The organism is Pseudomonas arvensis, assembly GCF_056688935.1.
Map to the genome: position 1 here is coordinate 4,816,414 of NZ_CP162038.1, position 25,466 is coordinate 4,841,879.

Genomic DNA, 25,466 nt, shown 5'->3' on the forward strand with positions numbered 1-25,466 from the left:
TGTTTATCACGTTAGCGGCGGACAAATACACTCAATCCCACGCTCACATCTGAAGAGGACTGCACCATGACCCGTAAAATCGCATTGATCACCGGTGCCAGCCGTGGCTTGGGTAGAAACGCCGCTTTGCACCTGGCGGCGCAAGGCGTGGACATCATTGGCACTTATCACAGCAAGGCCGACGAGGCGCAGGCATTGGTGGCCGACATCGAACAATTGGGTGGCCGCGCCGCCATGCTGCAACTGGACGTAAGCCAAAGCGCGACGTTCGAAGGTTTTGTCGGCGACGTTGCCGGCGTGCTCAAGGATGTTTTCGCACGGGAACACTTCGACTTTCTGATCAACAACGCCGGGATTGGCATTCACGCCAGTTTTGCCGAGACCACCGAAGCCCAGTTCGACCAACTGGTGGCGATCCAATTCAAGGGCCCGTTTTTCCTGACGCAGAAGCTGTTGCCGTTGATCCGTGACGGCGGCCGCATCCTCAATATCTCCAGTGGCCTGGCGCGTTTCAGCCTGCCTGGCTATGCCGCCTACGCGGCGATGAAAGGCGCGATGGAAGTGCTGACCCGCTACCAGGCCAAAGAGCTGGGTGGGCGCGGGATCAGCGTCAACATCCTGGCCCCGGGTGCGATTGAAACCGACTTCGGCGGCGGCGCCGTGCGTGACAACGCCAACCTCAACGCGATGGTCGCGAACAACACCGCCCTGGGCCGCGCCGGTTTACCGGACGATATCGGTGGTGCGATTGCCAGCCTGCTGGCAGACGGCAGCCAGTGGATCACCGGGCAACGCATCGAGGCGTCGGGCGGTATGTTTCTGTAGGAGCTTGTCGCGCAATACGTCATAGCCCCAGTGATACACATAGGTGTACGGCAGGAAGAACAGCAGCACACCTATGTCGAGGATAAACGCCTGCATCAGGCTGATATTCAGCCACGCCGCAATCAGCGGGACGCACACCAGGATCAGGCCTCCTTCAAACATCAGCGCGTGCAGCACGCGGGTCCAGCCGTTGTTGGCCAGTTGCAGGCGTGCCTTGAGGCGGTCGAACAGGCCGTTGAAGATCACGTTCCAGGTCAACGCCATCAGGCTGATCGCCAGGGTGACCATGCCCATTTCCAGGGCGGGTTTGTCCATAATCCACGCCAGCAGCGGGGTGCAGATCAACAACGCCAGGGCCTCGAAACCAATGGCCTGGCAAACGCGTTCGGTGAGGGATTTGGTAGGGCTCATGAGCCGTCTCCGTGAGTGAGGATGGTTGCCATCATTACCCTTTGACTCGATACTTCATAACCAATAACCATCGATCAAGGCGATAGTCATGGCCTCCAATGAAGTGCTGCAGGCGTTTGTCCAGGCGGCCACCCAAGGCTCGTTTTCGGCGGCGGCGCGCAAGCTGGGCAAAAGCCAATCCACAGTCAGTGCGGCAGTCGCCAGCCTGGAGATTGACTTGGATGTGGTGCTGTTTGATCGCAGCAGCCGCAAGCCGACGCTGACCCAGGCCGGCCACGTATTGCTGCAACGGGCCGAGCAGGTGCTGGAGGCCAGCAGCCGCCTGGAGCTGGCGGCGAGCCAGTTGGCTCAAGGCTTGGAGCCGAAGCTGACCATCGCCATGTCCGATACCTACCAGTCGGACCGCTTCGAGATCGCCCTGCGGTCGTTCGACGAGCGCTACCCGGACCTTGAACTTGAATGCCTGATTGCCGAATGCGAAGACTTGATCGCCCTGGTACAGAGCGGCCGGGCGCAGATTGCGTTTATCGAACAACAAGACACCTATCCGCCCGACCTCACCGGCGCACCGGTGGAAGAGCGCACCGAAATCGCGCTGTATGTGGCGCCCAGCCACCCGTTGGCCCGACTGGACAGCATTCCCGCCGATACCTTGCAGCAACACCGGGAGCTGCGCCTGGCCAGCATCATCAACCCAAATGAAACCCGCGCCAGCGGCCGCGTGTGGTCAGCCCCCAGTTACCTGATGCTGATGGAGATGGCGCAGCTGGGTTTCGGCTGGGCGCCCCTGCCGCGCTGGCTGGTAGAGCGGTTTGACGCAGGCCAGTTGGTGGAGCTCAAAGCGCGTGGTTGGCCGCGCTCGGTGGCCGTCGATGCACTGTGGTCACGCCACCACCCACCGGGGCCGGCGGGGAGTTGGTTGTTGGGCAAGATGCTGGAGTGACCAACCCGCCCTGGCGACACTGGAGATTAATGCCGGGAGGAAGATTCGAGTTCAGCCAGGCGGCTTTCGAGGAAGCGTTTTTCGGGGATCTGCTGGGTCAGGGACAGGGCTTTTTCGTAGGCGACGCGCGCGTCCTCGCCCCGCCCCAAGCGCCGACAAAACTCGCCCCGCGCCGAATGCGCGAGGTGGTAATCCAGCAACTCGCCCCGCGCCAGAATCGCCTCCACCTGCTGTAATCCCGCCAGCGGGCCATCGCGCATGGCTACGGCAACGGCACGGTTGAGCTCAATCACCGGCGACGGCCACGCCCTGAGCAATACGTCGTAGAGCCCGACAATCTGCGGCCAATCGGTCGCCCCGGCGCTCGGCGCTTCGGCATGCACTGCGGCAATCGCGGCTTGCAGGCAATACGGCCCAAAGCGTTGTGTGGTAAGCGCCTGTTCCACCAGCGTGCAGCCTTCAGCGATCAAGGACTTGTCCCACAGGGAACGATCCTGTTTCTCCAGCAACACCAGTTCGCCGCTGGCCGAGGTGCGCGCCGCCCGACGCGATTGGTGCAGCAGCATCAGCGCCAGCAGGCCCTTCACTTCCGGCTCGGGCAGCAACTCCATGAGCAAGCGGGCCAGGCGAATGGCTTCGCGGGTTAAGTCCTCGCGGGTGAGGTCTGCGCCGATGGACGCCGAATAGCCCTCGTTGAATACCAGGTAGATCACCCGCAGCACGCTGTCGAGGCGCTCGGGCAATTCGGCCAGTGATGGCACTTGATAGGGAATTCTGGCCTCACGGATCTTGCCCTTGGCCCGCACGATGCGCTGGGCAATGGTGGCGGGCGTGGCCAGGAAAGCCCGGGCGATTTCCTCGGTGGTGAGGTCGCAGATCTCACGCAAGGTCAGCGCCGCCTGGGCATCGGCAGCCAGCGCCGGGTGACAGCAGGTAAAGATCAGGCGCAGGCGGTCGTCTTCCACATCCTCATCGCTCCAATCAGCGGCCTCCAATGCGTCGGCCTGCGCCTGCAATAACGGGGTAAACCGTGCCTGGCGGCGCAGGCGGTCGATGGCCTTGAAGCGCCCGGTCGACACCAGCCAGGCCCGTGGATGGCTCGGCACGCCGTCGTGCGGCCAGCGCTCGACCGCGACGAAGAACGCCTCGTGCAAGGCTTCTTCGGCGAGGTCGAAATCGCCGAGCAGGCGGATCAGGGTGGCGAGCACACGCCGCGATTCGCTGCGGTAGATCGCCTCGATCTGCGGCGTCAATCACGCATCTCTTTGGTCACCAGTTGCACTAAGCGGTCCAGGCTCTGGCCCCAGCCATCATGGAAACCCATGGCTTCGTGGGCGTGTTTATCTTCGGCATTCCAATGCATGGCGCGGGCGGTGTAGAGGGTTTTGCCGGCCTGTTCTTCAAAGGTCACTTCGGCGCTCATGAACGGCTTGCCCGACGGGATCCAGCCCGGCAGGAAGGCATCGGTGAACACCAGGCGATTGGGCGCGTCGATCTCCAGGAACACGCCTTGGGTCGGGTACTCACTGCCATCCGGTGCGCGCATCAGGGTGCGAAACAGTCCGCCGACCCACAGGTTCATTTCGCACTCGGGGGTGGTCATGCCGTGGGGGCCCCACCATCGTTGCAGCAAGTCGGGCTCGGTCCAGGCGCGGAACACCCGGCTGCGCGGGGCATCGATCAAGCGGCTGATGGACAGTTCAAATTCGGCAGGTTGCTGGGACATGGGATAAACCTCCTGAGTAGTGGTTTTGTTGTTGTCAGAGATTCAATTCACGCACGGGGCGTACTTCGACACTACCGACCCTGGCGGCCGGAATGCCACCGGCCACCTGGATCGCGTCGTTCAAGTCACGGGCTTCGATCAGGTAAAACCCGGCGAGCTGCTCCTTGGTTTCGGCAAACGGCCCGTCGGTGATCGACAGCTTGCCGTTGCGCATGCGCACCGTGGTGGCGGTGCTCACCGATTCCAGCGGCTCGGCGGCGAGCATGCGGCCACTGGCCTGCACCGACTGGGCGTAGGCAAGGCACTCCGGGTCGGCCGGGCTGTCAGGCGAGGTGTGCAGCACCTGTTCGTTGCTGTAGATCAGGCACAGGTATTTCATGGCGTTCTCCGTTTTGGACTACTGACTATAGTTCGCGACGCTCAAGGTTTCAGGTCGAACAGCGCAGTGCCGCTTTGCATGTCGAAGGGGGCCGACCAGTGCTCATGCACCACTTTCCATTCGCCACCGAAGCGCTGGTAACCTGCGGTGACGCGCATCCAGCACGCCTTGTCTGCACCGCCGCAGTGCGCCAGCCAGTGGGCGAAGGCGCTGTCCTGGGCCTCAACAATGCGCAGTTCGTGGAACTCGAAAATGCCGGGGCCAGGACAATGCTTCATGCATTCCTCCCAGTGTGCGCGGTAGGCCGCCTTGCCTTTGAATTGCAGGGCAGTGACGGCATCGAACGAGACGATATCGTCGGCGTAAAAGCTGACAATTTTATCGATATCCGCACCGATGACGGCCTGTTTCCATTGTTCGATCAGGGTATTGATTGCAGTGCTCATGGCGATACTCCTTGGGGGGAAAAATCATCGAAGACACCCTTAGTCGAAAGTGCTCGGAGCAAATCGACAGCCCACTGAAAAATAATTTCGCCTTCGGTAAACCCGATAGACTGCGCCCTTATTTGCAGCCGTTCGGACGTTCCGATGCAAACCTGTCTTGTCGCCTATGAGGCGCTGAATGCCGTGCAACAACAGCAAGTCAGCGCCATCGAAGTCCACCCTGAGCAGCTGCCGTTTTGCGGCGACATGTATTGCGCGCTCAATTCGCTGCTGGCCAAGCCCAGCCCCGGCGTCAAAGGCTTTGCCCTGCTGGCCGATGACATCCCGGTCGCCTTCCTTTTGCTCAAACGCCCGCCCTGCCTGCCCCATTGGGCGGATGAACACAGCGCCACGCTGCATGCACTGCAGGTGGATCGGCGGCAGCAGGGCATGGGGTTTGGTAAAGCGTGTTTACAGGCGCTGCCGGCGGTAGCGCTTGAGGCGTGGCCGCAGATCAAGGGGCTGGAGTTGTCGGTGGACAGGGAGAATGTGGCGGCGATGGGCTTGTATCTGGGCGCGGGATGGGAGGACCACGGGGAGGCGTATAAAGCGCGGGTTGGATTTGAGCGGCGGCTTATTCTGGCGTTTGCCAAAGGAAACCTGGCATCTGATTGAGCGCTGCCTACTGTTAGAATTCACAGCTATACAGGTGCTGTTCATTGTTTTTTACTGGAGCACCAACGTTGTCGCTCAAGGTTTTCCGGAGCAGGTGTGGAGACTCTCAACTTCCCGTAAGGAGAACAGCCATGAGCAGCCCATCCAGCGAAAAACAGATAAATACCCCAGGCGCCCCAGACCCTAATTTCGGCAAAGAAGGCCAGGTAATCGCAACATCCTCCGGTGGGTTGTCACGTGTCCTGAGCGATGGTTCTACCCTTACGGTGGGCATCACTGTCACTGTTGAAGCAAAACTTATCTCAGTCAGGAAATACACCCCCACGGGTACGCCGGATATAAATTACGGAGCGTGGAGCACCTTGGCCCCAGACATCATCGTTCTGGTGGACCTGCTCCTCCAGCCCGATGGAAAACCCCTGTTATTAAGTGCTCAAGGTGACGAACACGCCGCATGCATTACCCGATTCAATGTGCACAATGGCGACGTGGACCAGTCATTTGGCAATAACGGTACAACGAAGCTGGATAAATCGTTCAAGCCGAATTTGGTAATGAGAGGCGGCATAGCAGTGCAAGCGACTGGGCATATCCTTGCGGTGTTCAATGACAGTCAAACCAGTTTTTTTTACCAACTCGACCGCAGCGGCCATCCAAGCAACTTCGGAAATAATGGCCCGATTGAAGCACGTAATACCCGCCTTGATAGCGTGCTGGTCACCGACAGTGGTTTTGTTGCTGCGGGTTCCAGTGCGCAGAAGGCCCATATTGTGGGGCTCCTGCATAACGGTGAACTGAACAGCCGTTTTGGTAGTAATGGCCTGGTCGTATTGCAGTTCACAAACAATGAGGACAAACAAGTCGCTGCACTGGCCGGAGGGCAAGATGGCCAGATTGTTGTGGTGGGTGGCAGTTTCAGCACTCCGCACCTGGTGAACTTCGTCGCGGTTCTGCTCGCCAATGGCAAACCGAATCCCCCCTTCAATGGAGGGAAACCTCTGGAAAGCAACACCAGTCATGGTAGCTATGCCAGCGTACTGGTGCAGCCCGACGAAAAAATTGTGGTGTTGGCCCGCAACTCAAACAGCAGTCTGGTCAACCTGATCAGATACACCCCGACTGGTACATTGGATACCACTTTCGGCCAGGAAGGCATTGCTGAGGCGTGGAACGCAGGCGGAAGGCCTGAACCCAGCAACATTAACCTGGTGGAGTGGGTAACCTTCAGCGATACCCTGCAAAGCAGCGGTATTTTGAGCATTCAACAATCATCCTTTATTGGGAGACTGCTCAGTCAGTAAAGGTTGCGACTGAGCTGCCCCTGCAGCTCAGTCGTGTTGTTTCAGGCCTTGGGGCCTACCGGCAGCCAGATCTCCACTGTTCCCGTGCCTTTCCTCGCATCAAAATCCGCGCTGTAGCGCTCGAAATCCGCCCCCATTACCTTGTAGCCCGAGTGCGGCAACCACTCGAACATGATGCGCTCGTAGGTCTGTTCCAACGCCTGCACCGGGCCGTAATGCGCGAACACGGCGTAGTTGAGCGGTGGAATTTCGATCACTTCGAAGTTGCTCGGCACGTCGCTTTTGCCGGGGACTTCCACGCCGGCCATGTAGTCGAATTCGCCGTGGTGGGGGTTATGGCAAACGCCGTAGGTCACCCCGCCGATACGCTTTTTGATGTCTTTGATGCAGGTGTCGAACAGTTCCCACAACCTGGGAATATCGCCCACCGTCGCCTTGGAATAACGCCCCTTCACCCCGGCGATTACCAGCGCCTTGCCTGCTTCCATGCGTGGCTCTAACGGTTGTTTTGTCTGCTGATCCATACGAACAGTCTCCTTCTTATAAGGGAACAAACCCGCATCGAGTATAGGGGCATATCCAGGCTTCGCTCCACGCAGAAAATTTTCCTACACATCTGGACAACTGGCCATCACGGGTCGTATTGTCTGCCCCGCAGGCCACCGCAGTGGCCGACGTCGCTCGGACGGTTCCGGGCGCTTACGTACTTCGAGGCAACAATGGCCGACCAAGGTTCGCCGCGCCGCTTTGCGCGCATAGATCGACTCCCCCCTTATGTTTTCAATATCACTGCCGAGCTGAAGATGGCTGCGCGTCGGCGCGGCGAAGACATCATCGACTTGAGCATGGGCAACCCAGACGGCGCCACGCCGCCGCACATTGTCGAGAAACTCGTACAAGTCGCCCAGCGTGAAGACACTCACGGTTACTCCACGTCCAAAGGCATTCCGCGTCTGCGCCGGGCGATTTCGCGCTGGTACAAAGACCGTTATGAAGTGGACATCGACCCCGAGTCGGAAGCCATCGTGACCATCGGTTCCAAGGAAGGCCTGGCGCACTTGATGCTGGCCACCCTGGACCAAGGCGATACCGTGCTGGTCCCCAACCCGAGCTACCCGATTCACATCTACGGTGCGGTGATTGCCGGCGCCCAAGTGCGTTCGGTGCCGCTGGTGCCGGGCGTGGACTTCTTCGCCGAGCTGGAACGGGCGATTCGCGGTTCGATCCCTAAGCCGAAGATGATGATTCTGGGTTTCCCATCCAACCCCACCGCGCAGTGTGTGGAACTGGATTTCTTCGAGCGCGTGATTGCGCTGGCCAAGCAGTACGACGTGCTGGTGATCCACGATTTGGCCTACGCCGATATCGTCTACGACGGCTGGAAAGCCCCGTCGATCATGCAGGTGCCCGGCGCCAAAGACATTGCGGTGGAGTTTTTCACCCTGTCCAAGAGCTACAACATGGCCGGCTGGCGCATCGGTTTCATGGTCGGCAACCCGGAACTGGTCAACGCCTTGGCACGGATCAAGAGTTACCACGATTACGGCACCTTCACCCCGCTGCAAGTGGCGGCGATTGCTGCGCTGGAAGGCGATCAACAGTGCGTGAAAGACATCGCCGAGCAGTACCGCCAGCGCCGCAATGTGCTGGTCAAAGGCCTGCATGAATTGGGCTGGATGGTGGAGAATCCCAAGGCGTCGATGTACGTCTGGGCGAAGATTCCCGAGCAGTACGCGGCCATGGGCTCGCTGGAATTTGCCAAGAAGCTGCTGCTGGAAGCGAAGGTGTGTGTGTCGCCGGGGATTGGTTTTGGCGAATATGGCGATGACCATGTGCGCTTTGCGCTGATCGAAAACCAGGACCGGATTCGCCAGGCGGTGCGGGGGATTCGCGGGATGTTCAGGGCGGATGGGGCGGTGCAAAAACCTGTAGCTTGACGCGATCAAAATGTGGGAGGGGGCTTGCCCCCTCCCACATTTGATTGCATTCCAACATTTGTCTGGTGGTGTGGCTTACACCACCAACGACAGCAACATGATGAAGATCAGCGCCACGACCGACAGGATGGTCTCCATCGCCGTCCAGGTCTTGAAGGTCTCGGCCACGGTCATGTTGAAATACTGCTTCACCAGCCAGAACCCTGCATCGTTGACGTGCGACAGGATCAACGAACCCGCCCCCGTCGCCAACACCAGCAGCTCGCGGTTGACCCCTGGGATCATCCCCACCACCGGCACCACAATGCCCGCGCCCGTGATGGTGGCGACCGTCGCCGAACCCGTGGCAATACGAATCACCGCCGCCACCAGCCACGCCAGCAGGATCGGGTTGATCTGCGCGTTCACCGCCATATGGCCGATCACGTCACCCACGCCGCTGGTCACCAGCATCTGCTTGAAGCCACCACCGGCACCGATGATCAGGATGATTGCGGCGGTCGGCGCGAGGCTGGCGTCGAGCAGCTTGAGGATTTGCTTGGAGTGGATGCCCTGGCGCGTGCCAAAGGTGTAGAGCGACAGCAGCAACGCCAACAGCAGTGCACTGATCGGGTGACCGATCATGTCCATCCAGTTGCGCACCACATTGCCTTCGGCAAACGCGATGTCGGCGAAGGTTTTGAGCAGCATCAGGAACACCGGCAGCAGCACGGTGATCAGGGTGACGCTGAAGCTCGGCAGCGACTTGTTATCGGTCTCGCGGGCCAGTTGATCGACCAGTTCCTGGGACGGGTTGCCCGGAATGTACTTGGCGATAAACGTACCGAAGATCGGGCCGGCGATAATGGCGGTCGGCAGTGCGACGATCAGGCCGTACAGGATGGTCTTGCCGATGTCCGCGCCAAACACGCCAATGGCCAGTAACGGGCCAGGGTGCGGCGGCACCAGGCCGTGCACTGCCGACAGGCCGGCGAGCAGCGGGATGCCGATCTTGATCAGCGACACGCCGGTGCGGCGCGCCACGATGAACACCAGCGGGATCAGCAGTACAAAACCGATCTCGAAGAACAGCGGGATGCCCACCAGGAACGCGGCGAACATCATGGCCCACTGGACCTTCTCTTTGCCAAAGGCGCGGATCAGGGTCTGGGCGATCTGATCGGCGCCGCCGGACTCGGCCATCATCTTGCCGAGCATGGTGCCCAGCGCGAGGATGATGCCGACAAAGCCGAGCACCCCGCCGAAACCGTCCTGGAAGGCCTTGATGATCTTGTCCACGGGCATGCCCGAGGTCAGGCCGAGGAAACCGGCCGCGATGATCAGTGCGATGAACGGGTGGACCTTGAACTTGGTGATCAGAACGATCAACCCGATGATAGTGACGACTGCGTCTAGTAGCAGGTACGACTCGTGGGACATGCCAAACATGGGGGGTCTCTCCTGTTTGTTGTTGTTATTAAAGCGGGTATTCAATTTATCGCCGGGGATAGCGCTATCTTTTCCGGCAAAAAATTATTGAGTTCGTTCAAAACCGTGTCGCAGCCACCAGGCGTTGGTCTGCTCGGCCAGTTTCTCGACACTGTCTTCACTGGCGTTGAGAGCCAGGGTCAGCGGCTCGCCCTTGGGCGATTCAAGGGTGGCGAACTGGCTGTCGATCAAGCTTGCCGGCATGAAATGACCGGGCCGATGGGACACACGGTCGGAGGCCACTTCGCGGGTCAGCTCAAGAAATACGAAACCCAGGCCCGGCGCGGCTTCGCGCAGGTGGTCGCGGTATTTTTTCTTGAGCGCCGAACAGGTCAGCACCGGATGTTCACCCGCTTTGAGCGAGCGGCGCAGTTCAGCGCACAGGATGTCGAGCCAGCCGGCGCGGTCGTCGTCGTTGAGAGGGTGGCCGGCGCTCATCTTTTCGATGTTCGCGGCAGGGTGAAAGCTGTCGCCTTCAATCGCGGTGGCGCCGTTCAGCCGGCACAGGGCCTCGCTGACACTGGTCTTGCCACAGCCGGCAACACCCATGATGACCAGGGCAGTAACAGGTTGACTCATGAAACACCTCAGGACGCAGATAGCGCTACCTTTGCACGCTGTAAGGCTAGTGCAAAAACAGGCTTTTCCCGCGCCGTCTTGTCATTTTTATGGAGTGACGCGTGCATCCGCTCCAATCATTTGAACCGGATCAGGCAACCCAGCATTCAATAATTTGCAGCCATTTGGAGACAGCGCTACCTTAGTGCCTCGATTTTTGTTTGGCAAGCCGCCTGATGACCTCTAAGAACGATAAAAATACGCGCACTACGGGTCGCCCGACCCTCAACGAAGTCGCCCGTCTGGCTGGCGTCAGCCCGATTACCGCTTCACGCGCGCTGCGCGGCATCAGCACCGTGGCCGTTGAACTGGTAGAAAAAGTGCAGCAGGCCGCCGCCGAACTCAACTACGTGGTCAACCCCGCCGCCCGCGCCCTGGCCTCGGCCCAGAGCCATTCGGTGGTGGTATTGGTGCCGTCGTTGTCCAACCTGCTGTTTATCGAAACCCTCGAAGCCATCCACCAGGTGCTGCGGCCCAAGGGCTTCGAAGTGCTGATCGGCAACTCTCACTATTCCCGCGATGAAGAAGAAAACCTGCTGCGCAACTACATGGCCTACCAGCCACGGGGTTTGCTGCTGACTGGTTTCGACCGCACCGAAAGCGCCCGACGAATGGTCGAGGCGAGCAATGTGCCCTGCGTTTATATGATGGATCTGGACCCGAATGCAGGCGTGAACTGCGTGGGCTTCTCGCAATTGGCCGCCGGCGAAACAGCTGCGGCGCATTTGCTGTCCCGTGGCCGCAAGCGCCTGGCCTACATCGGCGCACAATTGGACCAACGCACCCTGCTGCGTGGCGAAGGCTTCCGCCGCGCCCTGCAAAAGGCGGGGATGTACGACCCGGCGCTGGAACTGCTGACGCCGCGTCCTTCCTCCGTGGGCCTGGGCGGCGAGTTGTTCCTGCAGTTGCTGGCTGCCCATCCGGACGTGGATGCAGTTTTCTTCGGCAACGATGACTTGGCCCAGGGCGCGCTGCTCGAAGCCATGCGCCATGGCATCAAGGTGCCAGAGCGCGTGGCGGTGCTGGGCTTCAACGACCTGCCCGCGTCGTCCTTTATGGTGCCGCGCTTGAGCAGCATCAGCACACCACGTGAGGCGATTGGTCGACGTGCGGCGGAGCATTTATTGACGATCATGGCGGGCAACAAGATCGCCAAGCCGGTGGTTGATATGGGGTTTGAGTTGCAGGTGCGGGAAAGCACGTAGGACGCTTGTAGGACCGGGCTGACATTGCTGTGAGCACTAGGCCCGATTGCCTACACTTACGTCAGAATCAGCTGGCTTGTGCACCTGGGTGGCGGTCTCTAAGGTTTACCGGTCGCTGAATGTTTCGGTGATCGGGTTTAGAAGCCCACCTTTGGACTCCCTGGACCAGGAGCACTGAAATGCTGAAAGCCGTCGAAAAACCATCATGCACGCTCTTCACCGTAATCCCCGATGTCTCCACCGAAACACTGTTGATCAACAGCTACGAAACCGTATGTTCGGTCAGCACCTTGTTGCTTGACCTGTCCGATGACCTCAGCGGAAAACAGCGTGATGTGGCATTGGCTATTCATCAGTTGAGTGAGCTCTCGGTCCTGCTGGTTGGCAAGGCCATGGACCAGCACGCACCGCGCTGTTGAGACCCGCATTTTTTACCGCTCCCGCCTGGAAATATCGCCGTCGATTGCGACCCCTGCTAGATTGGCTGCTCTCCAAATGCAAGGGAAGCACCATGGGACACTCACTGAAGATTCTGGGCCGTACTTCGTCGATCAATGTGCGCAAAGTCCTGTGGACCTGCCACGAACTGGGCATCGACTACGTGCGTGAAGATTGGGGCATCGGCTACACCCCCACCCAATCCCCCGAATTCCTTGCCCTGAACCCCAATGCGCAAATACCGGTATTGATCGACGACCACGGCGTGTTGTGGGAGTCCAACACCATCTGCCGCTACCTGGTCAGCCTCTACCAACGCCACGACCTCTTGCCCGCCGAACCCGCGCCACGGGCCAGGGTGGAGCAATGGATGGACTGGCAGGCCACCGAGCTCAACCCTTCATGGGGCTATGCGTTTCATGCGCTGGTACGCAAGCACCCGGACTACCAGGACCCGCACCGCCTCGCCGCCGGCGTACAGGCCTGGAACGACAAGATGGGCCTGCTGGAACAGCAGCTTATTCGCACAAATGCCTACGTCGCCGGCGACGAATTCACCCTCGCCGACATCCTTATCGGGCTCTCGGTGCACCGCTGGCAGATGACCCCGATGGAACGCCCACCCTACCCCGCCATCGCGGCGTACTACGAACGCCTCAGACAGCGCTCGGGCTTCCAGACCTTCGCCCTCGACGGTCACAACTGAGGACATTCGCGTGATGCTGTGCATGTATTCGCCCCCGCTTTAGGCGGCAACGGCTGGCCGTTGAGGGCCAGCCATTGCCGCTGCAGCTGGGCCAGCCCCAGTAAAACCTGGGCTTTTACGCCCGGCACACTATTTGCTCCAGCTGTCGCACCGTCTATTTTCCCAGGTGACCGATCATGCTGGTTAACAACAACACCCAAGCTATATCGACCGTCCAACAGCTCAAGCGCCCCGACATGGACCCCGCCAACGCCGCCGCCAACGCCGCCGCCAGCGCGCTGTACAGCGGCGCCGTGCAAGCCGCACAACAAAGTGTGACCGTGCCCGTCGCGCAGAAGGAACTGGACAAAGCCAGCGACCGCATCGACGAAGCCTTTGCCAAGACTCGTGTGCAGTTGCAAGCCTCCACGACCGCCACTACCTCCACGACCGAAACGCCCGCCACCACGTCCACCACTGGCGCGCGCTCGGAATTCACTGAGTACATGAGCAAATCCCCGGCCGAGCGCATCCGTGAGCAATTGCTCAAGGAGCAGGGTTTGACCGAGGCGGACGTACAGAACATGTCCCAGGAAAAACAGGACGCGATTTCCAAGCAAGTGACCGAGCGGCTGAAGCAGCAGCAAGAGCAGCAGGTAGCGGCGAAGGCGACTGATCCGGCGCAGAGCGTAAAAGAGACCCTGGCAGCGATCTAAGCCGCACAGGGGTTAAAAGCCGCTGAAGATCCATGGGCTGGACGGTGATCAGTGCCCAAACAAACCGCTCTCGGATTTCTTGGTTTTCTTGTCGGCGCGTTTTTCATCGGCGGTCTTTGCCGGTTTTTTCTTCGCGGCTTTCTTTGAATCCATACCTTTGGCCATGATGCGTGCTCCACTGAAAGGGGATGTAGCACTGGGTATAACACCGATCACCCGGCAGAAGGGGTTTATAATCCCCGCCCCTTTATCACGCCTGTCTGAACACCATGACTGAATTGTCCATCGATCTGCTGGCAGAGCCTTTGTGGCCGCTGCTGAACAAGTTTTACCGCAGCCACAACTCGTCGATGAAGGCGCTCAAAGGCGGACGTTTATGGGTGGTACGCGAGGGCGAGATTGTCGCCGGCTTGTGCTTGACGCCGGTGACAGGCGGTCAGTGGCTGACGGGGGTGTTTGTGGCGCCTGCGTATCGCGGCCAGAGGTTGGCGGCACGCTTGGTGCATCAAGCAGTGACGGAAGTGGAAGGCACAGTATGGCTGTTGTGCCATCCAGACCTGGAACGCCTGTATCAGCGCATGGGGTTCAGCCAGGACACGCTCCTGCCCCAATCTCTCAGCGAACGGCTGGTGCGTTACAAGCGCAACAAACCGATGATTGCCATGGGCTTAGAACCGTTGGTGAGGTCGACCTCGGATAATGTGTGATCGGCGGGTAGAGTGAGATTAGTCGTCAGCCGTGGGGTCCATGTCGGGAAACATCACTTCGATAAACCCGAACTTGCTGAAGTCGGTAATCCGCGACGGATACAACCGGCCAATCAGGTGATCGCACTCGTGCTGCACCACCCGCGCATGAAAACCGTCGGCAATGCGCACGATCGGCTCGCCCTTGGGATCGAAACCCTCGTAGCGGATCTGCTGGTAACGATCCACCGCACCGCGCAGGCCGGGCACCGACAGGCAACCTTCGTAACCCTCTTCCAGCACGGGGCTGAGGGGCGTGATCAACGGGTTGATCAGGATGGTCTGCGGCACCGGCGGCGCGTCCGGGTAACGTTCGCTGGCTTCGAAACCGAAGATCACCAATTGCAGGTCGACGCCAATCTGCGGCGCTGCCAGGCCTACGCCGCCGACGTGTTCCATGGTCTGGAACATGTCATCGATCAATTGCCACAGCTCGGGGCTGTCGAACATCTCCGGCGGGACCGGTGGCGCGATACGCAGCAGGCGCTCGTCGCCCATTTTCAGGATTTCACGGATCATTGATCAGGCTCAACGGGAGTGGGCTTGGAGTGGTCACGGCCGAGGCCAGAGACATGCTGTTTTTCATCGGTGTGGCCGGGTTCGTCGAACTCTTTTGCACCAGGATCCTTGCCCTCGGCCGACATGTGTTCGATCACCGCATTCATCTCCGCACCGAGCAGCAGCACCGCGGCGGAAATGTAGAAATAGAGCAGCAACACGATGATCGCACCGATACTGCCATACATGGCGTTGTAGTCGGCGAAGGTTTTGACGTAATAGCCAAAGCCCAGTGAGGCCACGATCCAGACCACCACCGCGAGTACCGAACCTGGGGTGATAAAGCGGAATTTCTGTTCGACGTCGGGCATCACGTAATACATCAGGGCCACGGCGAACATCAGCAAAATCACAATCAGCGGCCAGCGCAGAATGGTCCACAAGGTGACCACGAACTCCTGCATGCCGATCTGCCCCGCCACCCATTCCATCACTTGTGGGCCGAGCACCATCAAGGCAGCAGCGGCCAGCAGCATGCCGGCGATGCCCACGGTGTAGAAAATCGACAGCGGAAAACGCTTCCAGATCGGCCGGCCTTCCACCACGTCGTAGGCTGCGTTCATCGCACTCATCATCAGCCGCACGCCCGCCGAAGCAGTCCACAGCGCAATCACGATACCCACCGACAGCAGGCCGCCCTTGGATTGCTGCAACTGGTCAATCACCGGGTTGACCTGCTCCAGGGCCTGGGGCGGCAACACCAGTTCCGACTGAAGGCGCAGCCAGGTGAAAAAGTCGGGCAAGTGCAGGAAACCGATCAGGGCAATCAGGAACAGCAGGAAGGGAAACAGCGAGAACAGCATCTGGTAGGCCAGTGCCGAGGCGTAGGTGGGCATTTCGTCGTCGACGAATTCCTTGACGGTGCGTATCAGCACTTTGTGCAGCTTGAGACCATCGAGAACCGGAAAGATCATAGCGTCTCCTTTCGCCGCAAAAAGGTTAAGTTCGTGGGCGACTCAGGGGCCGTTTTCTACATCAAAGTAGCCCATTTGGCGACTTTGAAACAATTACGAAAGTTTAGTTGCATCGTCAGATACAAAAACGGCCATCCGTGGATGGCCGCCGGGCTGTAGGAACACAGCCAGTGACGCAGGCTTACTTGGTGGCTTTTTTTACCGCATCTTTGGTATCGCCGACCGCTTTCTGCACTTCGCCTTTCTTTTCCTGGATCACACCTTCCGCTTGCAGCTTGTCGTTGCCGGTGACTTTGCCGACGCCTTGCTTGATATTACCGACCGCTTCGTTCGCCAAGCCTTTTGCCTTATCCGATGTGCTGCTCATGGTGTTTCTCCGAAAGAACAATCAAGGGTTTTGGTGATTACCTAGAGATTGACCCGGGGCCCTTCGGCAGAGTTTCAATTATTTTCGGCGGGCATTTCGTCGAAAGCGGCAGGTTTGGCTTTATGTTTGGGAGCCAACCCACGAGAATGCCCGGCACATTCAGGCTATAACGCTGGATAACAGATCCCGTAGGAAGGTTATGAAACTCAATAAAGCACAGGCCATTGCCCGCAGAAATACCGAACTGGGCGGTGCCGTACTCGGCGTCAACAACTGCCACTTCACCGACCTGGACCGCAAGCGCAATATCTGGTGGTTCGACCTGCCGCTGGGCCGCATTGCCGTCGGCCAGTACGAGTGGATCCACCTGTTGATGCACAACGCCGAGACCGACCAGTTGCTGCACCTGAAGGTGCCGACGGCGTTTCTGCGCGAGCACATCGAAGGATTGGTGGTGCGCAATGCGGGCAAGCGCAAGCCGGAGATTACGTTGGAGCTGAGCGCAGACAAGGATTCGTTCTTGAAAGACGTGCGCCCATCAGGCGCTAACGTGAGCTTCGCGCATTTCGCGCTGTAAAACACGGTTAAACATGTGGGAGGGGGCTTGCCCCCGATGGCGGTGGGTCAGTCACAGTATGTGTTGACTGAACCAGTGCTATCGGGAGCAAGCCCCCTCCCACATTGGACTGCATTTCAATTTGGCGGGTTATTTTTTAAGGCCCAGCTTCTTCAGTTCTTCATCACGCAACTCACGACGCAGGATCTTGCCAACGTTGGTGGTCGGCAATGCATCACGGAACTCCACCGCCTTGGGCACCTTGTAGGCAGTGACGTTGGCGCGCATGTGCTCCATCACCTGGTCCTTGGTGAGGGTGGCCCCCGGTTTGACCACGATGAAGAGCTTGATGATCTCCCCGGATTTTTCGTCCGGCACACCGATGGCCGCGCATTGCAGCACGCCCGGCAGGCCTGCCAGCACGTCTTCCAGCTCGTTGGGGTACACGTTGAAACCGGAGACCAGGATCATGTCCTTCTTGCGGTCGACAATGCGCATGTAGCCGTCCGGCTGGATGATCGCGATGTCGCCGGTCTTGAGCCAGCCTTCACTGTCGAGCATCTCGTCGGTGGCGTCCTGGCGCTGCCAGTAGCCCTTCATCACTTGCGGGCCCTTGACGCACAGCTCGCCGGTTTCACCCAGCGCCAACTCAGTGCCGTCGTCGGCAATGACTTTACACACGGTAGACGGCACCGGAATGCCAATGGTACCGATCTGGATATGCTGGATCGGGTTGACGGTGGCTACCGGGCTGGTTTCGGTCATGCCGTAACCTTCGCAGATGCCACAGCCGGTCACGGCCTTCCAACGTTCAGCGGCGGCCAGCTGCAGGGCCATGCCGCCCGACAGGGTGACTTTCAGCGCGGAGAAGTCCAGCTTGCGGAAGCCTTCGTTGTTGCACAGCGCCACGAACAACGTGTTCAGGCCGACAAAACCGCTGAACTTCCACTTCGACAACTCCTTGACCATAGCAGGCAGGTCGCGCGGGTTGCTGATCAGGATGTTGTGGTTGCCGATGAGCATCATCGCCATGCAATGAAAGGTGAAGGCATAGATGTGGTACAGCGGCAGCGGCGTGATCAGGATCTCGCAGCCTTCGTTGAGGTTGGAGCCCATCAGCGCCTTGCACTGCAACATGTTGGCGACGAGGTTGCGGTGGGTGAGCATCGCGCCCTTCGCCACGCCGGTGGTGCCGCCGGTGTATTGCAACACGGCCACGTCGCTGCTGGCCGGGCTGGCGTCGCTGACCGGTTGACCGTGGCCCTTGGCGAGCACGTCGTTGAACTTGATCGCCTGAGGCAAGTGATACGCCGGGACCATTTTCTTCACGTACTTGATGACGCTGTTGACCAGCAGGCGCTTGAGCGGCGGCAACAGGTCGGCGACTTCGGTGACGATCACATGCTTGACGGCGGTCTTGGGCACGACCTTTTCCGCCAGGTGGGCCATGTTGGCCAGGCAGACCAGGGCCTTGGCACCGGAGTCGTTGAATTGGTGTTCCATTTCCCGCGCGGTGTACAGCGGGTTGGTGTTGACCACGATCAGGCCGGCGCGGATGGCGCCGAATACCGCGACCGGGTATTGCAGGACGTTGGGCAGTTGCACAGCGATTCGATCGCCGGGCTTCAAGTCGGTGTGTTGTTGCAGGTACGCGGCGAAGGCGCCGGACAGTTCATACAATTCACCGTAGGTGATTGTCTTGCCCAGGTTGCTGAAGGCCGGTTTGTTGGCGAAGCGCTGGCAGGACTGCTTCAGTACCGCCTGAATATTCGGATACTCGTCTGGATTGATTTGTGCAGCAATCCCGGCGGGGTACTTATCCTTCCAAAAGTCTTCGTTCATGGAAGCCCACTCCTCAGCGACGTCAGCGACGCGAATTCATCATCGCATTTGATGCGATTATTATTGGTGTATGTTTTTTTAAGGTGAATCTGGCGCTTTCAAGCAGGCCTAGACGTCACAAAGCGCGCCGAGAGTAGCAGCTTTGCCAAGGGCCGACTAGAGCCTAAAGAGGGCTCGACAGTCATAAACATGACTGTCCTACAATATTTAGTCACACTTTAATCGTAGCTGAAATCCCCCGACAGAAGGCTCTGGAACAAGGCTTCCAGAACAACATTAAACAAATGTGGGAGGGGGCTTGCCCCCGATGGCAGTGGCCCAGTCACCAGATCCAGTGACTGATACTCTGCTATCGGGGGGCAAGCCCCCTCCCACATTTGAATTACATTTCAATTCAAGATCAGGCGATGTCGCGCAGCTCCCGCCGCAGGATCTTGCCCACCGGCGTCATCGGCAGCGAATCGCGCAACACAATCTGCTTGGGCACCTTGTACCCCGTGAAGTTGGCCTTGCAGTAGGTCTTTAATTCTTCAAGGCTCACGCCTTCGGCCCGCGCCACCACAAACAGCTTCACGGCCTCCCCCGTGCGCTCGTCCGGTACGCCGATCACCGCACAGTTGGCTACCGCCGGGTGCGCCATCACCACGTCTTCGATTTCGTTGGGGTACACGTTGAAACCCGAGACGATGATCAGGTCTTTCTTGCGGTCGACAATACGTACAAAGCCGTCCTCATCAATCACCGCAATGTCGCCAGTCTTGAGCCAACCCTCGGCGTCCAGGGTCTCGGCGGTCGCAGCCGGCTGCTGCCAGTAACCCTTCATCACCTGCGGGCCCTTGATGCACAGCTCGCCGCGTTCGCCCAGCGGCAACTCGACGCCTTCATCATCAATCACTTTCATCGCGGTAGCCGGCACGGGGATGCCCACGGTGCCGAGGCGCGATTTGTTGCCATAAGGGTTGGTGCTGGCCACTGGCGAGGTTTCTGTCAGGCCGTAGCCTTCGCCAATGGTACAGCCGGTGATTTGCTGCCAGCGTTCGGCTGTGGCCTTGATCAGTGCCGTGCCACCGGAGTTGGTGAGTTTGAGGTGGGAGAAGTCCAGCGTCTTGAATTCCGGATGGTCCATCAACGCCACAAACAGTGTGTTAAGCCCCAGCAACCCGGTAAAGCGCCACTTTTTCAGCTCCTTGATAAACCCGCCGATGTCCCGTGGATTGGTGATCAGTACGTTGTGGTTACCCGTGACCATCATGCACATGCAGTTCGCGGTGAAGGCATAGATGTGGTACAGCGGCAGCGGCGCGATCATCACCTCCTGCCCTTCCTTGATCAACGGGTGGCCGTCGTCGCCAACCTGGGACATGCACGCACGGGCCTGCTGCATGTTCGCCACCAGGTTGCCATGGGTCAGCATCGCGCCCTTGGCCAGGCCGGTGGTGCCGCCGGTGTATTGCAGCACGGCGACGTCATCGAGGGTCACCGGATGACGCGTGATCCCCAGGCCGGCGCCCATGCGCAGCGCACGCTTGAACGACACCGCACGCGGCAGGCTGTAGGCCGGGACCATCTTCTTGACCTTGTCGACCACAGTGTTGACCAGCCAGCCTTTGGCGGCGGGCAGGAAGTCACCCATCCTGGCTTCGATCAGGTAGTCGATCTCGGTGTCGCTGCACACCTCCTGCACCCGCGCACCGAACAGGTTGAGGTAGACCAGCGCACGCACGCCGGCGTCCTTGAACTGGTGGCGCATCTCGCGCGGGGTGTACAGCGGGTTGGTGTTGACCACAATCAGCCCGGCGCGCAGGGCGCCGAACACGGCAATCGGGTAATGCAGCACGTTGGGCATCTGTACGGCGATGCGCTCGCCGGGCTTGAGGTCGGTGTGCTGTTGCAGGTAACCGGCGAACGCCGCACTCTGGCGCTCAAGCTCGGCGTAGGTCAGGGTGACGCCCATGTTGCTGAAGGCCGGACGGTCGGCGAAGGTCTTGCACGAGCGTTCGAAGACTTCGATCACCGACTTGTAGGCCGTGAGGTCGATATCATTGGGAACGCCCGCCGCGCGTTTGTCATTCCAGAAACCAGGTTGCATTATTCTTGTCCCCTTACCTGAGTGTGTCCGGCCGCTTAAAAAAAGCGGAGCTTTGGGGACGTTAGCAGCTATGACCAAACAGGCAAATACGCTAAATCGTGTCATTGATTGTATGAATCTTGCCGCTGATGCGTAGGCAGATACCCCGGCCCTCGGCAGATGAGCTATACACTGCAACGACCCCGAGCAGACCTTGAAGAAAGGAAGCGCCATGAACCACAGCACCTTCTGGCTGACCGCGAATGACCGCAGTCGCCTGTACGTCAATCAGTGGATGCCTGAAGGCCCGGTTCACGCCGTGGTCATGCTGTCCCACGGCATGGCTGAGCACAGCGGGCGTTATGCGCGGCTGGCCGAAGCGTTATGTGGCGCTGGCTATGGCGTGTATGCACCGGACCAGCGTGGCCACGGCCGCACCGCCGACGAAGGCACCTTGGGGCTCTACGCCGAAAAGGATGGCTGGAACAAAGTGGTGGGCGACCTGGCCAGCCTCAATCAGCACATCGGCCAGCAGCAACCGGGGCTGCCGATCATCCTGCTGGGCCACAGCATGGGCAGCTATATAGCCCAGGCCTACCTGCTGCATCACAGCGCCAGCCTGCACGGGGCGATTCTCAGTGGTTCGAATTTCCAGCCGGTGGCGCTGTACCGCGCCGCACGGGTGATCGCGCGGGCCGAGCGTTTGCGCCAGGGTGCGCGCGGGCGCAGTGCGTTGATCGAGTTCCTGTCATTCGGCTCGTTCAACAAAGCATTCAAGCCCAACCGCACGGCGTTCGACTGGCTCAGCCGTGACCCGGCTGAAGTGGACAAATACATCAACGATCCACTGTGCGGCTTCCGGTGTACCAACCAACTGTGGATCGACCTGCTGGGCGGCTTGCAGCAAATCAGCAAAGCGTCCAATCTCGTCCAGATCGATCCGGGGCTGCCGATCCTGGTGATGGGCGGCGAATGTGATCCGGTGAGTGAGGGCAAGCGTCTCAAAAGCCTGGCCCATGCGCTGCGTGAGGCCGGCTGTCAGCATCTGCAATTGAATATCTACCCGCAGGCGCGTCACGAAGTGTTCAACGAAACCAACCGCGATGCCGTTATCGCGGATGTACTGACGTGGCTCGACCAGGCCCTGACCTTGCGCAGGCCGGCTCACTGCGAATAACTTTTCTTTTAAAATCAGCCGTTTAAAATCGGCCGATAATTACCGATTAGCCACAGGATGCACCTTTAGATGACACAGGTAACCAACACCCCGTACGAAGCCCTGGAAGTCGGCCAGACCGCCAGCTACAGCAAACTTGTAGAAGAGCGCGATATCCAGCTGTTCGCCGCCATGTCCGGCGACCACAACCCGGTGCACCTGGACGCCGAATACGCCAAGGCGACCATGTTCAAGGAGCGTATCGCCCACGGCATGTTCAGCGGTGCGCTGATCAGCGCGGCGGTGGCCTGCGAGCTGCCTGGGCCGGGCACTATCTATATTGGCCAGCAGATGAGCTTTCAGAAGCCGGTCAAGATCGGCGACACACTGACGGTGCGCCTGGAAATCCTTGAAAAACTGCCGAAATTCCGCGTGCGTATTGCCACTCGCGTGTTCAACCAGCGCGATGAGCTGGTGGTGGATGGCGAAGCCGAGATTCTCGCCCCGCGTAAGCAACAGGTTGTAACGTTGACCGAGCTGCCGCCAATCAGCATCGGCTGACTCAAGGCCGACACAACACAAATGTGGGAGGGGGCTTTCCCCCCTCCCACATTTTTTTTACCGCATTTGGCTTACGACTGAGCGCGAGCCTGGTTACGCAGGGCTTTCACCTGGTCGTGGTTGCGCTGTACGCCATGGTACTGACGCTCAACCAGGTCACGGATGCCCAGCAGGTTGTGCTTGTTGATCTTCTCGATCGCTTCCTTGTAAGCCTTGAGTGCGTGATCTTCACCGCGCTCGGCTTCGTTCAGCACAGCCTCTTCATCTTTACCGGTGAGCATCGACTTCACATCGACCCAACCACGATGCAGGGCGCCGGCCATGCTGCCGGAGTCTTCTGGATCACCGCCCAGTGCACGTACGGCGGTTTTCAGCTCGGCGGCAGCGGTTGCGCAATCAGCGGAACGCTTGGCAAACAGCGCCTTGAGTTCTGGGTGCTTGATGTCTTCTGCGCATTCTTTGAAACCTTTCTGGCCGTCGATGCTGGTCTCGATCAGGTCGTTGAGTACGGAGATCGATTCTTTATTGATGTCAGTCATTTTTCAATTCCTCAGGCAGGTTACGAAGGGTTGTCTTAATGATTGCAGCGCTCGTGCCAGGTTTTGAAAAACAGTTTTTATGTTGAATTTCAACAACTTAAAAATATTTGAACCATCTGTATGTACGTTATTTGCATGATCTGTCATTTGGCCTTCATGCAGAATGCCTGTATTTTCCGAAGTCTCGACTCACGCCACTGACGTCCCCATGAACCCCGAAAAACTCGAATTGCTGATCACCCGCGAAATGCCCTTCGGCAAATACAAGGGCCGGATCATCGCCGACCTGCCGGGCCCTTACCTGAATTGGTTTGCCCGTGAGGGTTTCCCCCACGGCGAGCTGGGCGGTTTGCTGGCCTTGATGCAGGAAATCGACCACAACGGTTTGTCGGAACTGCTCGACCCCTTGCGCGCCAAGCACGGCAAGCCTGCCCCGCGTCATTAATCAGGAGCGTCGCCATGCCACGCAATGCTGACAACGAACTGCACTGGCAGGCCATCGCCCAGCGCTACGACCTGGAACCGGGTCCGATCAATCTGGAAAACGGCTATTTCGGGCGCATGAGCCGTGCAGTCCAGGCGCAGTACCTGGACCACGTGGCGTTTATCAACCGCAGCAATTCGTTGCACGTGCGCCAGCGTTTCGAACAAGGCGAAAACGTCGAGATCCGCCGCCAATTGGCCGAGTTGATCGATGTGGCCCCGGAGTCGGTCGCCTTCACCCGCAACGCCACCGAAGCCTTGCAGTCGCTGATTCGCAACTACAACCGCCTGCAACCGGGCGACCAAGTGCTGATCAGTGATCTGGAGTACGACACCGTCAAGGGCGCCATGCGCTGGTTGGCCGGGGTTCGCGGTGTCGAGGTGATTGAGCTTTCCCACTCGCACCCGGCCAGTTTCGACAACCTGTTACAGACCTATCGCACCGCCTTCGCTGAGTACCCGCGTATAAAGCTGATGGCGCTGACCCACGTCACCCACCGCACAGGCCTGGTGATGCCCATTGCAGCCATCGCCGAGGCGGCGCGTGAACAGGGTATCGACGTGATTCTCGACGGCGCCCATGCCCTGGGCCAGATCGACTTCAACCTCGCCGAGCTGGGCATCCAGTTCGCTGGCTTTAACCTGCATAAATGGATCGGCGCGCCGCTGACCCTGGGTTTTCTGTACATCGCCCCGGAGCGCCTCGCAGATATCGACCCGGACATGGGTGAGTTCCACTACCCCATCACGGACGTGCGCGCACGCACGTCCTACAGCACGCCAAACTTTCCGGCCTTGATGACCTTGCCACTGGTGTTTGAAGAACATCGGGCATTGGGGGGCGCGGCGGCCAAAGGTGCGCGGGTCAATTACCTGCGCGATCTGTGGGTAAGCCAGGTGCGCCCCCTCAAAGGCATTGAGGTGCTGACTTCGGATGATCCACGGCTGTATTGCGGGATTACCGCGCTCAAATTCAGCGGGCGTGACCAGCAGGTGATGGTGGATCGGTTGCTCAAGGATTACGGCCTGTTCACCACCACGCGCGCCGGGGCGGCGTTTGGTACGTGCATCCGGGTGACACCGGGGTTGCTCACATCAAAGGCGGACATTGATGTGCTGGTCAAAGCCATTACCGAACTGAGCACAGACTGAAAATGTGGTGGCCTAACGGCTTTTTGCAGGCAAAAAAAGCGGTACACCGACCAAGTGCACCGCAAAAATGCCGTTAAGCACAGCAACAACGATTCGGTAAATCAGATCAATCCAGCAGCGCCAGCGCCTCGGCGGTGACTTCCTGGATGCGGGCCCAGTCGCCGTTCTTGATCCACTCAGGATCAAGCATCCAGCTACCGCCCACACACATCACGTTTTTCAACGCCATGTAGTTTTTGATGTTGGCCGGGCCGACGCCGCCGGTCGGGCAGAATTTCACTTCGCCGAACGGGCCGCCCAGGGCCTTGATGGCCGCCACGCCGCCGCTGACTTCCGCCGGGAACAGCTTGAAGCGGCGATAACCCAGGCCATAGCCTTCCATGATGCCCGAGGCATTGCTGATGCCCGGCAACAGCGGGATCGGGCTGTGCACCGAGGCTTCCAGCAGGTCGCGGGTAATGCCGGGGGTGACGATAAATTGCGAGCCGGCAACCTCGGCTGCTTCGAGCATGTGACGGTCGAGCACGGTGCCGGCACCGGTGCACAGTTCAGGGCGCTGCTCGCGCAGCACCTGAATGGCCTTGAGGCCGAACTCGGAACGCAGGGTCACTTCCAATGCGGTCAAACCACCGGCTGCCAGGGCATCGGCCAACGGCAGGATGTCCTGTTCGCGGGCGATGGTGATCACCGGCAGGATCCGCGCCTTGGCGCAGAGGCTGTCGATCAAGGCAACTTTATCCGCCATGGACACGGTCGGTTGAGGGCTTTTCATA

The 25,466-nt window shown here is 59.3% G+C and carries 30 protein-coding genes; 15 read left to right on the forward strand and 15 right to left on the reverse strand.

What is annotated here, in order from left to right:
- Positions 1 to 66 precede the first annotated feature (66 nt).
- Positions 67 to 825 carry an SDR family NAD(P)-dependent oxidoreductase gene (locus tag AB3G88_RS21780; RefSeq protein WP_480451623.1) on the forward strand — a complete coding sequence of 253 codons (759 nt, stop codon included), beginning with the start codon at positions 67 to 69 and terminating at the stop codon, positions 823 to 825.
- Here the strand turns inward: AB3G88_RS21780 and AB3G88_RS21785 are convergent.
- Complete coding sequence (locus AB3G88_RS21785; RefSeq protein WP_480451625.1) at positions 724 to 1,236, reverse strand: multidrug/biocide efflux PACE transporter; 513 nt, start codon at positions 1,234 to 1,236, stop codon at positions 724 to 726. The genes AB3G88_RS21780 and AB3G88_RS21785 overlap by 102 nt on opposite strands.
- A gap of 88 nt (positions 1,237 to 1,324) precedes the next feature.
- Between AB3G88_RS21785 and AB3G88_RS21790 the strand changes: the two genes are divergently transcribed.
- Positions 1,325 to 2,179, forward strand: a complete 855-nt coding sequence (locus AB3G88_RS21790; RefSeq protein ID WP_158877286.1) for a LysR family transcriptional regulator — start codon at positions 1,325 to 1,327, stop codon at positions 2,177 to 2,179.
- Between the two features lie 26 nt (positions 2,180 to 2,205).
- On the opposite strand, the gene AB3G88_RS21795 is transcribed toward AB3G88_RS21790, so the two are convergent.
- Genes AB3G88_RS21795 through AB3G88_RS21810 form a run of 4 tightly spaced genes read right to left on the reverse strand, consistent with a single transcriptional unit; the run spans position 2,206 to position 4,730 of the window.
- Positions 2,206 to 3,432 (reverse strand): RNA polymerase sigma factor, encoded by a 1,227-nt coding sequence (locus AB3G88_RS21795; RefSeq protein ID WP_480451628.1) that lies wholly within the window; start codon positions 3,430 to 3,432, stop codon positions 2,206 to 2,208.
- Positions 3,429 to 3,905 (reverse strand): SRPBCC family protein, encoded by a 477-nt coding sequence (locus tag AB3G88_RS21800; protein ID WP_400524203.1) that lies wholly within the window; start codon positions 3,903 to 3,905, stop codon positions 3,429 to 3,431. The genes AB3G88_RS21795 and AB3G88_RS21800 overlap by 4 nt, the downstream gene beginning before the upstream one ends.
- Positions 3,906 to 3,939: 34 nt before the next feature.
- Positions 3,940 to 4,284: a YciI family protein gene (locus AB3G88_RS21805; RefSeq protein WP_099585416.1), complete on the reverse strand. Its 345-nt coding sequence runs from the start codon at positions 4,282 to 4,284 to the stop codon at positions 3,940 to 3,942.
- Between the two features lie 41 nt (positions 4,285 to 4,325).
- The gene (locus tag AB3G88_RS21810; protein WP_099585417.1) at positions 4,326 to 4,730 is read right to left on the reverse strand and encodes a YybH family protein; all 405 of its coding nucleotides are present in this window, start codon (positions 4,728 to 4,730) and stop codon (positions 4,326 to 4,328) included.
- A gap of 144 nt (positions 4,731 to 4,874) precedes the next feature.
- On the opposite strand from AB3G88_RS21810, the gene AB3G88_RS21815 reads away from it, so the two are divergent.
- Positions 4,875 to 5,384, forward strand: a complete 510-nt coding sequence (locus AB3G88_RS21815) for a GNAT family N-acetyltransferase (RefSeq protein ID WP_191960443.1) — start codon at positions 4,875 to 4,877, stop codon at positions 5,382 to 5,384.
- 131 nt (positions 5,385 to 5,515) lie between these two features.
- Positions 5,516 to 6,685: a delta-60 repeat domain-containing protein gene (locus AB3G88_RS21820; RefSeq protein WP_480451631.1), complete on the forward strand. Its 1,170-nt coding sequence runs from the start codon at positions 5,516 to 5,518 to the stop codon at positions 6,683 to 6,685.
- A 41-nt stretch (positions 6,686 to 6,726) separates the two neighbouring features.
- Here AB3G88_RS21820 and AB3G88_RS21825 read toward each other — a convergent pair whose 3' ends face one another.
- Positions 6,727 to 7,209: a GyrI-like domain-containing protein gene (locus tag AB3G88_RS21825; protein ID WP_480451633.1), complete on the reverse strand. Its 483-nt coding sequence runs from the start codon at positions 7,207 to 7,209 to the stop codon at positions 6,727 to 6,729.
- 195 nt (positions 7,210 to 7,404) lie between these two features.
- Here AB3G88_RS21825 and alaC point away from each other — a divergent pair, with 195 nt between their 5' ends.
- Positions 7,405 to 8,622: an alanine transaminase gene (gene alaC, locus AB3G88_RS21830; RefSeq protein WP_099585420.1), complete on the forward strand. Its 1,218-nt coding sequence runs from the start codon at positions 7,405 to 7,407 to the stop codon at positions 8,620 to 8,622.
- Positions 8,623 to 8,697: 75 nt separating this feature from the next.
- Here alaC and AB3G88_RS21835 read toward each other — a convergent pair whose 3' ends face one another.
- Positions 8,698 to 10,050 (reverse strand): GntP family permease, encoded by a 1,353-nt coding sequence (locus tag AB3G88_RS21835; protein ID WP_099585421.1) that lies wholly within the window; start codon positions 10,048 to 10,050, stop codon positions 8,698 to 8,700.
- Between the two features lie 84 nt (positions 10,051 to 10,134).
- Positions 10,135 to 10,668 (reverse strand): gluconokinase, encoded by a 534-nt coding sequence (locus AB3G88_RS21840; protein WP_400524196.1) that lies wholly within the window; start codon positions 10,666 to 10,668, stop codon positions 10,135 to 10,137.
- Between the two features lie 212 nt (positions 10,669 to 10,880).
- Here AB3G88_RS21840 and gntR point away from each other — a divergent pair, with 212 nt between their 5' ends.
- The 5 genes from gntR (at position 10,881) to AB3G88_RS21865 (ending at position 14,458) form a co-directional block, all read left to right on the forward strand.
- Complete coding sequence (gntR, locus tag AB3G88_RS21845; RefSeq protein WP_400524652.1) at positions 10,881 to 11,912, forward strand: HTH-type transcriptional regulator GntR; 1,032 nt, start codon at positions 10,881 to 10,883, stop codon at positions 11,910 to 11,912.
- Between the two features lie 179 nt (positions 11,913 to 12,091).
- Entirely contained in the window at positions 12,092 to 12,331 is a 240-nt protein-coding gene (locus AB3G88_RS21850) for a DUF6124 family protein (RefSeq protein ID WP_112196560.1), read from the forward strand.
- A 92-nt stretch (positions 12,332 to 12,423) separates the two neighbouring features.
- Positions 12,424 to 13,056 (forward strand): glutathione S-transferase family protein, encoded by a 633-nt coding sequence (locus AB3G88_RS21855; protein WP_400524194.1) that lies wholly within the window; start codon positions 12,424 to 12,426, stop codon positions 13,054 to 13,056.
- A gap of 176 nt (positions 13,057 to 13,232) precedes the next feature.
- A complete protein-coding gene (locus AB3G88_RS21860; protein ID WP_480451636.1) occupies positions 13,233 to 13,751 on the forward strand; it encodes a hypothetical protein in 519 nt (172 codons plus the stop codon).
- Between the two features lie 269 nt (positions 13,752 to 14,020).
- Positions 14,021 to 14,458, forward strand: coding sequence for a GNAT family N-acetyltransferase (locus AB3G88_RS21865; RefSeq protein ID WP_400524190.1), 438 nt, complete (start codon positions 14,021 to 14,023; stop codon positions 14,456 to 14,458).
- Positions 14,459 to 14,476: 18 nt separating this feature from the next.
- Here the strand turns inward: AB3G88_RS21865 and def are convergent, their stop codons facing one another.
- The 3 genes from def to AB3G88_RS21880 form a co-directional block, all read right to left on the reverse strand.
- Entirely contained in the window at positions 14,477 to 15,016 is a 540-nt protein-coding gene (def, locus tag AB3G88_RS21870; RefSeq protein WP_099585428.1) for a peptide deformylase, read from the reverse strand.
- Positions 15,013 to 15,969 (reverse strand): YihY/virulence factor BrkB family protein, encoded by a 957-nt coding sequence (locus AB3G88_RS21875; protein WP_099585429.1) that lies wholly within the window; start codon positions 15,967 to 15,969, stop codon positions 15,013 to 15,015. The genes def and AB3G88_RS21875 overlap by 4 nt, the downstream gene beginning before the upstream one ends.
- 181 nt (positions 15,970 to 16,150) lie before the next feature.
- Entirely contained in the window at positions 16,151 to 16,336 is a 186-nt protein-coding gene (locus AB3G88_RS21880; RefSeq protein WP_099585430.1) for a CsbD family protein, read from the reverse strand.
- A gap of 199 nt (positions 16,337 to 16,535) precedes the next feature.
- Here AB3G88_RS21880 and AB3G88_RS21885 point away from each other — a divergent pair, with 199 nt between their 5' ends.
- Entirely contained in the window at positions 16,536 to 16,913 is a 378-nt protein-coding gene (locus AB3G88_RS21885; RefSeq protein ID WP_099585431.1) for a hypothetical protein, read from the forward strand.
- A gap of 129 nt (positions 16,914 to 17,042) precedes the next feature.
- Here the strand turns inward: AB3G88_RS21885 and fadD1 are convergent, their stop codons facing one another.
- Both fadD1 and fadD2 read right to left on the reverse strand, forming a co-directional pair.
- Complete coding sequence (gene fadD1 / locus AB3G88_RS21890; RefSeq protein ID WP_099585432.1) at positions 17,043 to 18,734, reverse strand: long-chain-fatty-acid--CoA ligase FadD1; 1,692 nt, start codon at positions 18,732 to 18,734, stop codon at positions 17,043 to 17,045.
- 400 nt (positions 18,735 to 19,134) lie between these two features.
- A complete protein-coding gene (fadD2, locus tag AB3G88_RS21895) occupies positions 19,135 to 20,823 on the reverse strand; it encodes a long-chain-fatty-acid--CoA ligase FadD2 (protein WP_099585433.1) in 1,689 nt (562 codons plus the stop codon).
- Positions 20,824 to 21,034: 211 nt separating this feature from the next.
- Here fadD2 and AB3G88_RS21900 point away from each other — a divergent pair, with 211 nt between their 5' ends.
- Together AB3G88_RS21900 and AB3G88_RS21905 are read left to right on the forward strand one after the other, a co-directional pair.
- Complete coding sequence (locus tag AB3G88_RS21900; RefSeq protein WP_099585434.1) at positions 21,035 to 21,979, forward strand: alpha/beta hydrolase; 945 nt, start codon at positions 21,035 to 21,037, stop codon at positions 21,977 to 21,979.
- A 69-nt stretch (positions 21,980 to 22,048) separates the two neighbouring features.
- Complete coding sequence (locus tag AB3G88_RS21905) at positions 22,049 to 22,519, forward strand: MaoC family dehydratase (RefSeq protein WP_010208208.1); 471 nt, start codon at positions 22,049 to 22,051, stop codon at positions 22,517 to 22,519.
- 71 nt (positions 22,520 to 22,590) lie between these two features.
- Here the strand turns inward: AB3G88_RS21905 and AB3G88_RS21910 are convergent, their stop codons facing one another.
- Entirely contained in the window at positions 22,591 to 23,058 is a 468-nt protein-coding gene (locus tag AB3G88_RS21910; RefSeq protein ID WP_099585435.1) for a ferritin-like domain-containing protein, read from the reverse strand.
- A gap of 208 nt (positions 23,059 to 23,266) precedes the next feature.
- On the opposite strand from AB3G88_RS21910, the gene AB3G88_RS21915 reads away from it, so the two are divergent.
- Positions 23,267 to 23,503, forward strand: coding sequence for a DUF3820 family protein (locus tag AB3G88_RS21915; RefSeq protein WP_099585436.1), 237 nt, complete (start codon positions 23,267 to 23,269; stop codon positions 23,501 to 23,503).
- A gap of 14 nt (positions 23,504 to 23,517) precedes the next feature.
- Positions 23,518 to 24,693: an aminotransferase class V-fold PLP-dependent enzyme gene (locus tag AB3G88_RS21920; protein ID WP_480451642.1), complete on the forward strand. Its 1,176-nt coding sequence runs from the start codon at positions 23,518 to 23,520 to the stop codon at positions 24,691 to 24,693.
- 106 nt (positions 24,694 to 24,799) lie between these two features.
- Here the strand turns inward: AB3G88_RS21920 and AB3G88_RS21925 are convergent, their stop codons facing one another.
- Positions 24,800 to 25,465, reverse strand: coding sequence for a bifunctional 4-hydroxy-2-oxoglutarate aldolase/2-dehydro-3-deoxy-phosphogluconate aldolase (locus AB3G88_RS21925; protein WP_099585438.1), 666 nt, complete (start codon positions 25,463 to 25,465; stop codon positions 24,800 to 24,802).
- Between the last annotated feature and the right edge of the window lies 1 nt (position 25,466).